At 59.1% G+C, this 12585-nt stretch carries 12 protein-coding genes and 6 pseudogenes; 14 read left to right on the forward strand and 4 right to left on the reverse strand.

What is annotated here, in order from left to right:
- Nucleotides 1-178: 178 nt before the first annotated feature.
- Nucleotides 179-1600, reverse strand: a complete 1422-nt coding sequence (locus tag NO362_RS13125) for an oligosaccharide flippase family protein (protein WP_256545616.1) — start codon at nucleotides 1598-1600, stop codon at nucleotides 179-181.
- A gap of 190 nt (nucleotides 1601-1790) precedes the next feature.
- Here NO362_RS13125 and NO362_RS13130 point away from each other — a divergent pair.
- The 3 genes and pseudogenes from NO362_RS13130 (at nucleotide 1791) to NO362_RS13140 (ending at nucleotide 3450) form a co-directional block, all read left to right on the forward strand.
- A pseudogene (locus tag NO362_RS13130) lies at nucleotides 1791-2337 on the forward strand (SDR family oxidoreductase).
- Nucleotides 2338-2386: 49 nt separating this feature from the next.
- Nucleotides 2387-2698 (forward strand): NAD-dependent epimerase/dehydratase family protein, encoded by a 312-nt coding sequence (locus NO362_RS13135; RefSeq protein ID WP_256545618.1) that lies wholly within the window; start codon nucleotides 2387-2389, stop codon nucleotides 2696-2698.
- A gap of 131 nt (nucleotides 2699-2829) precedes the next feature.
- On the forward strand, nucleotides 2830-3450 hold the full coding sequence (locus NO362_RS13140; protein ID WP_256545619.1) for a homing endonuclease associated repeat-containing protein: 621 nt from the start codon (nucleotides 2830-2832) through the stop codon (nucleotides 3448-3450).
- Between the two features lie 66 nt (nucleotides 3451-3516).
- Here NO362_RS13140 and NO362_RS13145 read toward each other — a convergent pair whose 3' ends face one another.
- Nucleotides 3517-4791, reverse strand: a complete 1275-nt coding sequence (locus tag NO362_RS13145) for an IS4 family transposase (protein ID WP_256545620.1) — start codon at nucleotides 4789-4791, stop codon at nucleotides 3517-3519.
- Nucleotides 4792-4860: 69 nt separating this feature from the next.
- Between NO362_RS13145 and NO362_RS13150 the strand changes: the two are divergent.
- The 4 genes and pseudogenes from NO362_RS13150 to NO362_RS13165 all read left to right on the forward strand — a co-directional run.
- Nucleotides 4861-5475 (forward strand): annotated as a pseudogene (locus NO362_RS13150) (IS5/IS1182 family transposase); the annotation flags it as partial.
- A 129-nt stretch (nucleotides 5476-5604) separates the two neighbouring features.
- A pseudogene (locus NO362_RS13155) lies at nucleotides 5605-5985 on the forward strand (transposase); the annotation flags it as partial.
- Between the two features lie 406 nt (nucleotides 5986-6391).
- Nucleotides 6392-7009 (forward strand): flagellin, encoded by a 618-nt coding sequence (locus NO362_RS13160; protein WP_256545621.1) that lies wholly within the window; start codon nucleotides 6392-6394, stop codon nucleotides 7007-7009.
- 9 nt (nucleotides 7010-7018) lie between these two features.
- Entirely contained in the window at nucleotides 7019-7627 is a 609-nt protein-coding gene (locus NO362_RS13165; protein ID WP_256545622.1) for a flagellin, read from the forward strand.
- 778 nt (nucleotides 7628-8405) lie between these two features.
- Here NO362_RS13165 and NO362_RS13170 read toward each other — a convergent pair.
- Nucleotides 8406-8687: pseudogene (locus tag NO362_RS13170) on the reverse strand (transposase); the annotation flags it as partial.
- 81 nt (nucleotides 8688-8768) lie between these two features.
- Between NO362_RS13170 and NO362_RS13175 the strand changes: the two are divergent.
- The gene (locus NO362_RS13175; RefSeq protein ID WP_256545623.1) at nucleotides 8769-10121 is read left to right on the forward strand and encodes an IS4 family transposase; all 1353 of its coding nucleotides are present in this window, start codon (nucleotides 8769-8771) and stop codon (nucleotides 10119-10121) included.
- Between the two features lie 12 nt (nucleotides 10122-10133).
- Here NO362_RS13175 and NO362_RS13180 read toward each other — a convergent pair.
- A pseudogene (locus tag NO362_RS13180) lies at nucleotides 10134-10527 on the reverse strand (transposase); the annotation flags it as partial.
- 6 nt (nucleotides 10528-10533) lie between these two features.
- On the opposite strand from NO362_RS13180, the gene NO362_RS13185 reads away from it, so the two are divergent.
- The 6 genes and pseudogenes from NO362_RS13185 to NO362_RS14575 form a co-directional block, all read left to right on the forward strand.
- A complete protein-coding gene (locus tag NO362_RS13185; protein ID WP_256546673.1) occupies nucleotides 10534-10674 on the forward strand; it encodes a hypothetical protein in 141 nt (46 codons plus the stop codon).
- A 30-nt stretch (nucleotides 10675-10704) separates the two neighbouring features.
- Nucleotides 10705-11112, forward strand: a complete 408-nt coding sequence (locus tag NO362_RS13190; protein ID WP_256545624.1) for a sugar phosphate nucleotidyltransferase — start codon at nucleotides 10705-10707, stop codon at nucleotides 11110-11112.
- Nucleotides 11109-11375, forward strand: coding sequence for a hypothetical protein (locus tag NO362_RS13195; RefSeq protein WP_256545625.1), 267 nt, complete (start codon nucleotides 11109-11111; stop codon nucleotides 11373-11375). The genes NO362_RS13190 and NO362_RS13195 overlap by 4 nt, the downstream gene beginning before the upstream one ends.
- Before the next feature lie 42 nt (nucleotides 11376-11417).
- Entirely contained in the window at nucleotides 11418-11969 is a 552-nt protein-coding gene (locus tag NO362_RS14565) for a glutamine--fructose-6-phosphate aminotransferase (protein WP_343218088.1), read from the forward strand.
- On the forward strand, nucleotides 11929-12294 hold the full coding sequence (locus tag NO362_RS14570) for a hypothetical protein (protein ID WP_343218089.1): 366 nt from the start codon (nucleotides 11929-11931) through the stop codon (nucleotides 12292-12294). The genes NO362_RS14565 and NO362_RS14570 overlap by 41 nt, the downstream gene beginning before the upstream one ends.
- A pseudogene (locus NO362_RS14575) lies at nucleotides 12231-12569 on the forward strand (SIS domain-containing protein); the annotation flags it as partial. The gene NO362_RS14570 and the pseudogene NO362_RS14575, both read left to right, overlap by 64 nt.
- Nucleotides 12570-12585 lie beyond the last annotated feature (16 nt).

The following is a 12585-nucleotide window of genomic DNA, read 5'->3' on the forward strand; positions in this document are numbered from 1 at the left end:
TATTATCGTGTGCATAATGACTGAATAGAATGCGGAACTGGAGCGGTTGCACGCACATCTTGCCCGGGACAATCGTTAGTTGCTCGTTCTATTTGGTCGCCGTCGAGTTGGAAAAGCAACGCTGGTGACGATACGCTCAAAGATCGAGACACGTAGGCGCCGAGAGAGTAGAGGAAAGTCACAGTGGACTATTTTCGATCACTGTCGCTCGGAACTGCGCGGAGAGGCCGAACAGCGAGAGGAAGTACACTGTCGCGCCGGCGGCCACGAGGAGAGCCACCGTCGCGAAATTGTGGTTGAGGCTCGTCGCCGTTTCCAGAATCGTCTCGGAGCCGACGACGACGGCCGCCATCGCTACGGCGGCGACGAACTGCCGAGCGATTTCCCCGTACGGGATCGTGAAGTGGACTTCCGAGCGTAGGGCGGAGACTGCGAGGACGACGCCGAGCGCTGCGGACGCGGCGGTCGCGAGTGCCGCACCGACGACGCCCAGCGCGGATATCAACGCGACGTTCAGGACGACGTTCGCCGCGATGAACGCGGCGTTGATCCGGAATGCAACCCGCGGACGGTCGATGCCGTTCAACGCGTTCAGGAGTTGCTTCTGATACCCGTAGAGCAGCGTCGCCAGAATCAGGATCCAGAGGACGGCAGCGCCCTGAACGAACTCCGGACCGTAAATACGGAGCAGCCGTTCGCCGAGCAAGAACCCACCGAAGAGACCCGGGATCAGGATGAGGCCACCGTACGTCAGTGAGTCCTCGACGAGTCCGGCGACGGATTCTCTGTTGCCTTCCGCGTCGGCGCGGCTGAGTTCCGGGAAGAGCGTCGAGCTCACCGCCGAGTCGAATAGCGTGAGAAACTTCGCGATGCTCCACGCAGCCGAGTAGACGCCGACGAGCGACGACTGGACGAACACACCCAGGAGCAACACGTCGACGTCGTTGAACGACCGCGACTGGAGGCCGCCGATCCACGAGAACCTCGCGTACTCGTAGAGTGACGCGAAATGCTCGCGGGTCGGACGAGCGACACCGACCGAAAGCAGCGCGAGGCCGACGACGGCGACGAGGAAGTTCGCGATGGCGTAGCCCGCGATCATCCCGACCAATTCGAGCCCGACGAAGACCAGCGCGATCTGGATGACGCTGCGGACGGCGATCCCGACGGGGGTGAGCAACCCCGTGATGTGGACTTTCCGCTCGCCCTGCAGTGCCGAGTTCGTGAGGGATCGAAAGAGCCCTAACAGCAGGAGTGCGACGACCAGCGGTGCGACCGGCTCGCCGACGTACGCGTTCACGGCTTCATCAAAGAGGAGCACGAGCGCACCGAGCGCGAGGCCGAGCGCCGCGACGACGAGTGCACCGGCAGTCGCGTACGCGGGCGTGTCTGTCCCCTCGCTCATTCGCTTGGTAATCGCCCCGGAGATGCCGAGATTTCCAGCTAGGGAGAGCCACGCTACGACCGCGAGCACGAGGGCGTACTGCCCCAGTACGGCGGCTCCGAGGGTTCGTGCGAAATAGAGGGTCGCAACGAATCCCAGTGCCGAGCCGAGGAGCTTCGATGCGAAGACGACGAAAGAGGTCTGGCCGATTCTCATCGTTGGGGACGGAACCGCGCGTGGCGTCGCTTGCGGTTCACAGCAGAAGTACGACGTCCGAGACGGATAAGCCGTCTCAAACGAGAAGCCGGCGACCCAGTCGTCAAAAAGGACCAGTCTATTCATCGGGTGGCCCCTATGAGTGTGAGTCTCGAGAAGAAGGTATGTCCGCGCCCCGAAAACTGCGGGTATGCTCAATTCTCGACGGATCGCGATTACAGGAGCCGGCGGCTACATCGGTTCGCGAGTGGTCCGCGAATTTCTCGATGCGGGTGCTGACGTAGTTGCGATCGACGATCTATCCGGACTGGGAAAGCGATCCCGACCGTGCGTTCTCGGTCAACGTCCAGGGGACCGAGAACCTCGCGTGGTACTGTCACAAACACGGGATTCCGCTGGCCTTCGCCTCCAATATGGCTGTGATTGGCGAACCGGTCGAGTTCCCGATCGGAGCGGAACACCCGCGGGATCCAGTGAGTCTCTACGGCCTGACGAAGAAGATGAACGAGGACGGCATCCACGATCTCGCCTGCGGTGCGTTTCCCGCACACTTGTTCCTCACTGCAGACCTCTACGGGACGCACGAGTTCGGAAGAGAGGAGGTGACCAAGGAGACAGTAATCAACATCTTCGTCCGACGCGCACTGGATAATGATACTGTCGGACAGAAGTCCGTGAATCGTTTTGGCCCCCGCGGGGTGCCGATACGCTTCACATCGTTCTGTCCGACAGTATGAGTCGCTGACGATCCACCGGCCTGGAACGCAGACGTTCGATTACATCCACGTGAAGGACGTCGCCCGTGCGTACCGTCACTCAGTCTCGGCCCTGCTAGAGAGAGATAACGGTGCTACAGACATCCCGCTTGCAAGCGGGGAACAGCTGAGCGTCATCGACGTCGCCGAGTTGATCCAGCGCGTCTGTCAGGAAGAACAAGGGTACGAGCCAGAGATCGAATACGTGGAGGACCCGCGTGCGAGTCAGCCGACAGGTCCTGACTTCACCGTCGACACCTCCGCTGCATACGATCAGCTTGGATTCGAAACCGAGTACACCGTCGAAGGTGCCGTTCGTCGGGCGCTACGAAACGCCACATAGTAGTCCGCTTGTTGGCCCAATATATACAGGCAGAGCCAGCAGGGTGTCTCAACGCGTGACTCCCAAGCGGTTGACGCTGAAACCCATAGATTTAGCAGTGTGTCGTTCAAGATCTGAACAGCTCAGCAGCTATGTCGGAGGATTTGCGTTCAGTCTTACGGAGTGAGCTCCAACGGTTGGAACGTGAACTTGGCCGCGTTCCTACGCGTGCAGCGATGGCTGGCAAGGGGGAACACGACCCAGCACAGTTCATAGACGAGTATGGATCGTGGGAGGCAGCACTTGAAGACGCAGGCTTCAGTGCTGAGCGTCTCGAAGCAGAGCGGTACCACGGGATTACGGATGAAGCGTTTTGTCTGCAGATCGATGAATTGTTTGACGGAGACAGCGAGGATCAGTTCCGCGCAGAACTGCTCTTGGAGCTGCGCCGTTTGGCCGCTGATTTGGGAAAATCGCCATCAGTGTCCGAGCTTTCGTCGTATGGACAGTACTCCCGGAGCCCCTATCGAGATCGATGGGACAGTTGGTCTGACGCTATTCGTGCCGCCGGTCTTGAACCGAACACCGGCGGCCAAGGCAACGCCGTGGAGCGGTCCGAATTAAAAAATGAAATTCGGCGCCTTGCTGATGAATTGGACCGTCGACCAACCCAGCGTGATCTCAGAGAACGCGGGCGCTTCTCGCGAACCCCATACTATCGGGAGTTTGGAACGTGGGCGAAAGCGTGTAAAGTCGCTCTTGACGAGTCGTGATCAATGAGGCAACTCAAGACTTGATGTCTTGCGCACGCTGAAAGAGAACTTACCATTCGTCTTTAGCTAAGACTCACACCTCGGTTGTGTAGCGGTAACGAGCGTCTCTTGTAAGACCGGTCGTTGTTGGTGGATCTTCTGGGCATCCTCGATCAGCCGCTCCAGCAATGGCGGTGGCGAGTAGCCAAGGTATTCACCGAGTTCGTGGAGGATGAGCTGGGCGTGCGACCGGAAGGTCGCCGCCCAGCGTTCCGGCGGAAACACGATCTCATCGTCAGCCTGCTCGGTGACCAGATCCAACAGCTCACGGCTCACCAGTAGTGACAGCAACGCCGCGTACAGCAGAATTTCCACAACAACCGGGCTGCTCGTGTCGAATTCGTCTAGTTCGTACTGTGTCTTCAGCTCACGGAACAACGTTTCTACCTCCCACCGACACCGATACAGCGTCGATAGATCCCCCGGCAGGAACTCGTCTCGCGGCAGATTCGTGATGTACAAATGGTAGTCGTCGGCGTCCGCGACGAGGACGCCGACGACGCGGAACCGCTTTGTGTCCAGCGACCGCGTCCCGTTGTACGGCCCGCGCTTGAACTCTGCTTCGACCGCCACGTCGATGTACTTCCGCGAGAGGTCGTCGATCACATTGTGGATCTGCTTGCCCCCCAAGGGAATGGCGCGCCCGCGCCATTCCCGTAATTCTGCCGTTATCACCGGGTTCGCGTTCTCTTTCAACCGACTCACGAAGTAGCCGCCGTTCTCGTCGATCAACGCGAAACGGCGGTACTTGAAATACGCCAGATCGAGCAAAACCAACCGTCCGTGCAGCCACGAACCCGTCTTGAACAACGTGCTGTCGTGCGTTTTCTCGTCCGTCACGTCGATCCGTTCAATTGTCTCATCGGTGGCATTGTGGAGCAGGTGGAGCTTCGCTCCAGCCTGCTCCTCGTGACGAGCTTGGAACTCCTCAGAGAGGAACTCGTGCAACCGCAGGACGGTTCCATCAGCGATCATCACGTCTCTGAATCGGTCAATATCGGCGTCACCAGCGTCGGGAACAGCGACCTCGTCGAGCGCGGTCTCGACGAGGTCGCGGAGGTACTCCGCCAACGTCGGCGTCAACCGGTGATAGAAGCCACCGGGAGAAATCATCTCGTCGGCTGTCGAGTTGTAACTGCGTCTGAACCCAGCGAGTGTTCGGCTTTCGCCTGCGGCGAAGCCGAACACGAGAGCCCACACGAAGACGGGGATCTGTAGCTTCCCTTCACGCTCGACCACGCCGAGTTCCTCGGCGTGCTCTTCGAGGAACTCGGAGGGAAACAGTGTAGTGAGCCGACGCATAATTCTCGATGAGGAGGCGCGAGCGTGTCATAGAAAACCTCCCAGGGGAGGCCGCAGGGTTTGGAAACTGTGTCCAGCAGTACCAACGCCCTGCAAGACGTAGCTTCGGTAGACGACTTCTTGAATGCGGCGGCTACCGAGACAGTACCGCTGTTCGAACATCTTGAGTTCGAGTTTCTACTGGAATACGACGTGTTCGCCCCCTCGACGGGGGGGCGAACACGAGTCCACTCGCCACCAGATCTCTTTCGTGGCTTTCTGCACTGCTACTACGAGGATGTCTACGGCACACGTCCAGTTACACGGGAACTTCAGAACGGTCTCGTCTGGTACTACTGCGGACTCGACAAACCGCCATCCAGAGACACCGTTGACCGCTTTCTTACCGACCTCGAACACGTTGTTGACGATATCTTCGACAGGCTCGTGGGGCCGGCCGCCCCCCGCGGCCTGCTCGACTCCACGTATTCTATCGACTCGACCCACGTCGAAGCGATCCAATACAACGACGCTGCCTCGTGGAACTACGATCCAACAGCCGAGGAGTACTACTACGGCTTCGGCTGTACGATTGTCTCAACCGGCGCAAAGATCCCGATAGCGGCTGAATTCACACAGACCAAACAAGCGGATCAAGAGACGGCGATTCGCGTCACGGAGTGATATGCGTAAGAGCTGAATACAGCACCAAAACTAGTGAGAGGACCAGTGAACGAATCGAGGAGTTTCACTCGGAGCGGGGTCTGCACCACACGTCGCTGCATATTCAATTGTTTCAGTGATCACTCCGTGACGCGAATCGCCGTCGCCAAGCCGATTTGGATGCTTGGAGACAGCGCCTATGACATCCTCGATTGGCACGACCACCTGCTGGCTGCAGGGGTCGTGCCAATCGTTCCGTACAATCCGCGAAACACTGACGACCCGAAAGACATCGAGTACAGAGTTGAAGACCGGATTGAGGAACACAGTGAGGACGTTCAGCTGAAACAATCCATCTTGGAGGAGACGTACAACCACCGGACAGGGGTCGAACGAACCAACGACGCGGTCAAGGACTGCGGCCTCGGACACGTCCGCGCCCGAGGCCGCGTCCACGCACGAACAGAAGTGTTCCTTGCGCTCTGCCTGCGACTCGTCGTTGCCATCACCAACTACGAGCGAGGGAACGGTCCGGGTTGTGAGATGCTATGAGATGGTTTCTATGACACGCTCGAGGCGCTGTTGGACACTGCTCTTGCCTCCTCGTTCCTCTCGAAAAGTAGCCTCGATAAGCCGCCGCTGTCACGCGGTTCTCGTCTTAGCTAAAGACGGATGGAGAACTTACAGTATCGGACCGGACACGGAGACTACACAGACACCACCTTCGACCGGTATCGACGGTGAGAACGCCGGAAGCGTGACACTAGATCAGACGACCGATAGGCTTCAGGACGAGCTACAAGCATCTTATTAGAGAGTGCTTTCAGATCCGACTAACCCACCAAAATCAGATCTGATATTCTGCCCCTCACCCTTATGTAGCACCTGTTGGTAGGGTGAATCGAATGGTTCCACTTCCTGCAGGAGGATTTGGGGCCAGACTGGAGACAACATACATATGTTCGAACAAGACGACGCCGACCGTGGTCAGGTCGGTATCGGCACGCTCATCGTGTTCATCGCGATGGTTCTGGTCGCCGCTATCGCGGCGGGCGTCCTCGTGAACACGGCCGGCTTCCTCCAAGCGACCGCGGAGGATGCGGGCCAAGAGAGCGTCGACAAGGTGACGAATCGTGTCGATGTCGTGAGTACTCACGGGATCGTGAATGAAACAGATGGAAACCGGACGATCGACGTGCTGAACTTGACCGTGCGAATGGCTGCGGGGTCCGGTAGCGTCGACGTGAGTTCAACGACGGTCAAGTATCTGAGCGGGTCCACAGCGCAAACCCTGACTTACGAGAACAAAACTATTAAGAACGTATCAGGGTCCGCGTTCATCGCGGAATCCCTGGACGACGACGACAACTCGTTCGAGGTACTCAATAGCCAGGCGGACCGCTTCGAGCTCCGGTTCAATACCTCGAAGATCGAGGGTGCCGGCATCAACGGCACATCTACCGGCGACACGGTGAAGCTCGACATTACCACTCGGAGCGGCGGCACGACGCAGGTCATCCTGACGATGCCCCAGCAGCTCGCGGGTGCGGACAACGATAATCCGGTGCCCCTATAGGTGATTCAAATGTTTGAAATATTCAACGACGACGAACGCGGTCAGGTCGGTATCGGGACGCTTATCGTGTTCATCGCGATGGTGCTGGTCGCCGCTATCGCGGCCGGCGTCCTGGTGAACACGGCTGGCTTCCTCCAAGCGACTGCTGAGGACGCCGGACAAGAGAGTGTGAACAAGGTCACAAACCGTGTCGAAGTGGTCAACACCCACGGCTTGGTCGGAGCCAACGATGAGATCGACAATATGACGATGACGGTTCGGCTGGCTGCCGGATCGGGCGCAGTCGATATGAACGAAACGTCGATCAAATATCTGAGCTCCGAAAGCGTTGTGACGCTGTCGAACGGTACAAGCACGGGCGAGGCTGGTGCTACGGACACCGAGTTCGGGCTGTCCAAGATCACCGACGACGACGGCTCGTTCGGCGTGCTCAACAGTCCCTCCGACCGCTACAACGTGATCGTCGACGCGGAAGCGATCGAATCGGACAGTGGTCTCTCTACCGGCGAGCGGATCCGCCTCGAGATTACAAGCCGGACGGGCGGCACGACGCAGGTCATCCTGACGATGCCCCAGCAGCTCGCGGGCAAGACGCAGGGAGAACCGGTCGAACTCTAAACACGGTACGGCCCTTCGCATCGACTAACGAACGACTTCCACTTTTCTCGAACACGAATTGGAGAGCGGCAGCCATCGGATGAATAGGCGCAGACTAAACCGAAAGTTTCCACGATAGACCACACAAAAGAGTGGGCAGGTCAGACCTCTACTCTACTCCGCTAGCGCCGCGCGCGAATCGAAGCCGTTGGAGATCCATCGTCCCGGAACGTAGACGTTCGATTTCATCCACGTCTAATGAGGTCGCTCGGGCGTATCGACGCTCCACATCCACACTGATCGGAGGCGAGGAGGACGAAGCTGGCGCGACCGACATCCCGCTCGCGAGCGGCGAACAGTTGAACGTCATCGACGTAACCGAGATCGTTCAGCGCATCTATCTGGGCGAACGCGGTTACAAACTGGAGATCGAGTCCGTCAAGAATCCACGGGAGAGACAACCGACGGGGCCAGACTTCCCCGCCGACACGTCGATAGCGCGCGACCGACTCGGATTCGAGACGGATCACATAGTCGAGGAAATGGTGCGTCAAGCACTCCGTCCCCAGTGTCCTACACAAAATGTTGCCCTGTTGAACGCAAGACACCGACGGGGTAGGGTCGATTGTTTGTAGTCTCACGCCGTCAGAAGCGCGTACGTGGGGTCAGAAGATGCAATAGCTGTCACTCACGGCGGTTGCCGAAGGGTCAAAACTATAGTATCTTGCTCCGTTGGTTCGGTGACGACGGCGGTGCTTCTCCCGGATACGTCCGGAGAAAAGGAGCAGGCGGCGAGCCCTTAACTCGCCGCCTGCATCAGGTTATGCACGATGCACTTCCGGGTCAGCTCCCGAAACTGGCCGTGCCAGCTCCGGGAGCGAAACTTCCCGCCGTCGTCTTCCTTCAACTGCGAGAAGCCCGTCTCACTCATCCACCGCTGGTTGTAGTCCTCGTTCATCCGGGCGTTGTGGGCCTTCTGCAACGGAGTTTGTTCCCTGTACTTGATCAGCGGTCGCGTTGAGTTGGGGCGACACTCCTCACGGAGATCGCTCCACGAGTAGTTCGCGTCAGCAGACAGTACACCATCCGTTCTAGTTTAACGCGACAACCGACCGCCGTCTGTTGGTCTGATATCGTCGCAACTACCCGGTTGAGAAACCCGGTGGGAAGTATGACCTACAGCCCACCGGATTCAGTCGTAGTTGACCGGATTCAAAGAGCGTTTCCCTCCGATGAGTTGCGCGAGCGCGCTCGCGCAACGAATCTCGTCGAACGTCAGCGCAAGTTCGACATCGTTGCACTGTTCTACACACTCTCGTTTGGCTTCGCTGCCGGCTCAGACCGTTCTCTACAAGCATTTCTCGAACGCTACGTCGAGATGGCTGACTGCGACAAACTCTCTTACGCAGCATTCCACGACTGGTTCGAACCGGGCTTCGTTGCACTCCTTCGAGAGATTCTCGATGACGCTATCGAGAATCTCGATACTGGACGAACCGACTTGAACGGACGTCTCGAACGCTTTCGAGACGTCCTGATTGCCGACGCGACTATCGTTTCACTGTACCAGGACGCCGCTGATGTCTACGCAGCAACTGGCGAGGACCAAGCTGAACTGAAGCTCCACCTCATCGAGTCACTCTCGACAGGTCTCCCAACACGGCTCCGCACAACCGACGGAACAACTCATGAACGGAGTCAGCTACCCACCGGAGAGTGGGTAGCTGACGCCCTCATACTCCTTGATTTAGGCTTCTACGACTTCTGGCTGTTCGACCGAATCGACCAGAACGGCGGATGGTTCGTCTCCCGCGTCAAGGACAACGCGAACTTCGAGATCGTCGAAGAACTACGGACGTGGCGGGGCAACAGTATCCCGCTGGAAGGGGAGTCGCTGCAGGCCGTCCTTGACGACCTGCAGCGACAGGAGATTGATATCCGCATCACGCTCTCGTTTGATCGCAAACGAGGGTCGGGCGCAAGCGCGACCCGGACGTTTCGGCTGATCGGCCTGCGCAACGAGGAGACCGACGAGTACCATCTGTATCTGACGAATCTCGGCAAAGAGGACTATAGCGCGCCCGATATCGCGCAGCTCTATCGGGCGCGCTGGGAAGTCGAGTTGCTGTTCAAGGAGTTAAAATCGCGGTTCGGTTTGGACGAGATCAACACGACCGACGCCTACATTATCGAGGCGCTGGTTATCATAGCAGCAATTTCGCTGATGATGAGCCGTGTAATTGTGGACGAGTTGCGGTCACTTGAGGCCAGACAGCGTGAGGCCGAAGCCGCCGCAGACGCCGACGAGTCGGCGTCGCGGCTCCCTCGGCGTCGCTGCTCGCTAGCCGTGGAGCGGCACGCTCATCTGATTCAGCTATATCTCATGGTTGAGTTGGGCTACGAACTACCGGATTTGGACGAGCTGTTGCTGTGGGCGTCACGAAATCCAAATCCACACAGGCAACGGCTACGCAGCCAGGTTGAATCGGGTGAGTTCAGCTTTGCTCGCCACTAAACTAGAACGGATGGACAGTACACACAGGTCTTCCGCGTTCCGGCGGAAGACCTGCATCCCGATGTGGCCGTCCCACGTCTTCTGCGTCGTGTAGTGAACGTCCTTGATCGCTAGCGAGTTCACGTCGATCAAGATCGTCGTCTTCATCGACTGGAACGAGTAATTCGCGCGGTCACGGTAGTGGTGGCTGGTTTGATCGCGCTGGAAGCCACTTGCATCGATCGCGGCTTCACTACTCCAGCCCGCCTGCTCCGCCGAAGCGCGGAGCAGGCGGCGGAGTTCACATCCGATACTCTTGTTCCCACCGACACAATGAGCTGTAGTTCGGTGCCTTGTCAAGTCCGAACACGGCGAGAATACCGGGCATCTCGTTGAGGTAGTCCTCAGTCTCACGGAGACTTTTCTCCGACCGTTGCTCGAACTCGTCTTGGAGGCCGCCCGCGACACCGACATCGACGAGTTCGTCTTCGTCGTCGGCTACAAGCGCGAGCGCATCCCGAGCTACTTCAGCGACGGCGACAACTGGGACGTCGACATCGAGTACGCCGTCTAGGAGACCCAGCAGGGAACCGATCACGCGCTGTTGCAAGCCGAGCTGGCGATCGACGGCGATTTCGTCGTGCTCAACGGCGACCGGATAGTCGAACCGGCCGCCATCTCTGCCTTGATGGAGGCGCCGCAGGAGAGCCACGATCCCGTGATGGCCGTGGCGGGACACCCGAGATCCGAGAACTACAGCACCGTCGAACTCGACGGCCGGAAGGTGCGGCCGATCGAGGAGAAGCCGCCCGCGTACACCGTCACGACCGATTACATCAACGCCGGCGTCTTCAGCCTCGGGAAAGCGATCTTCGACGACCTCCGCGCCGCCAAGGCGGAGGGTGTACTGGCTGTCACCGCGGTCCTCCGCGAGTACCGCGATGGACTCCGAGCCGCCCCTTCGACGGGCTCTGGCTCGACGTCTCGTACCACTGGGACATCCTCTCGGTGAACGATCGGTTGCTCGATCGATCCGGAGCGAGCGAGTCCGACGTCCGCTTCAGGCCCAGCGCGGCGGTATTGCCCGGGACATCGCTCGGAGACAACGTCGACACCGGCGCGAACACCGTCGTGTTTGCGGACGCGACAATCGGCGACGGCGCGATCGTCCGCGACTGTGTCGTCGGCGACAATAGCTCGATCGGTGGCGGCGTCACGCTCTCGCCCGGTACATCCTCGGCAACCACAGGACGGTCGAGTCCGGATGTGACGTGAGCGGTCATATTGAGACCGGCGCAATCGTACGGAGGAGATAGTATGTGTGGGACCATCGGTTACCTCGGTCGCGAGGACGCGCTTCCGATCCTCAGAGACGGCCTCTCGAATCTCGAATACTGCGGCTACGACTCCGCGGAGATCGCGCTCGGCGGTCAGCGGTTGGACGTCTACAAGAAGGGAGGCGAATTGTCCGCGCTGAAGGCGATCCTCCCCGAGAGTTCGACTGCGACGACCAGAATCGGCCACACGCGCTGGTCGACGCACGGCAAACCCACCGATCGGAACGCGCACCCGCACACCGACGAGTCGGGCGACGTCGCTGTCGTCCACAACGGAGTTATTGAGAACTACGATGCGTTGCGCGCAGGGCTGAAGGGCCGCGTCCACGAGTTCACGAGCGACACCGACACCGAGATCGTCTCGCATCTGGTCAGGGAGGAACTGGCGTCCGATCGCGACGCGCAGCGGAAACCCGTTCGTCCTCGGATTCGTCGACCACGAGACGTTCCTCGCGAGCGAAGTGCCCGCGTTCGCCAAGCACACGCGCCAGGTGAGCTATCCCGAGGAGGGCGACGTCATTCCGCTCACTGAGGACGGCGTAACGGTCTACGCCGCCCAGGAGGTACAGGAAGTCGACGATACGGTGTCCATCCGCGCCGGCCCGGAGATCGGCATCACGGCGACGAAGACGTTCTGCTCGCAGGTAGGGACGCTGGCGCTGGTGGCGGTCCACGTGGGCCGAAAACGCGGAACGATATCGATGACAGAGGCTCAGGAGTTGCTGTCGGATACCTGTGAACTCCCGGCGCCATCCAGCAGGTGCTTGACGACGAAGAGCAAGCTCGGTTGGTGGCGGAGGATTACGGCGACGCATTTTTCTTCATCTGACGGCGTCTGGGGACGCCCATCGCGCTAGAGTGAGCGGTAAAACTGAACGAGATCTCGTACGATCACGCGGAAGGATTCCCTGCCGGTGAGTTGAAACAAGGACCGTTGGCGTTGGTGACTTCCGAAACGCCTGTGTTGGCCGTGCTGACCGAAGGTGCGAAAGCAAGCGAGACGCTGAATAACGTGAAGGAAGTGGAGTGTCGTGGGGCGCCCGTGGTCGGGTGTGTCTCTGATATGATCGATGCGGAGACGTTCGTCGACGAGGTAACGGTTCCGGAGTTGGGGGAACTGGAGCCATTCGTGAGGGTGCCAACCTTAG

The sequence above is a fragment of the Halobellus inordinatus genome (assembly GCF_024498335.1).
Lineage (GTDB): Archaea > Halobacteriota > Halobacteria > Halobacteriales > Haloferacaceae > Haloquadratum > Haloquadratum inordinatus.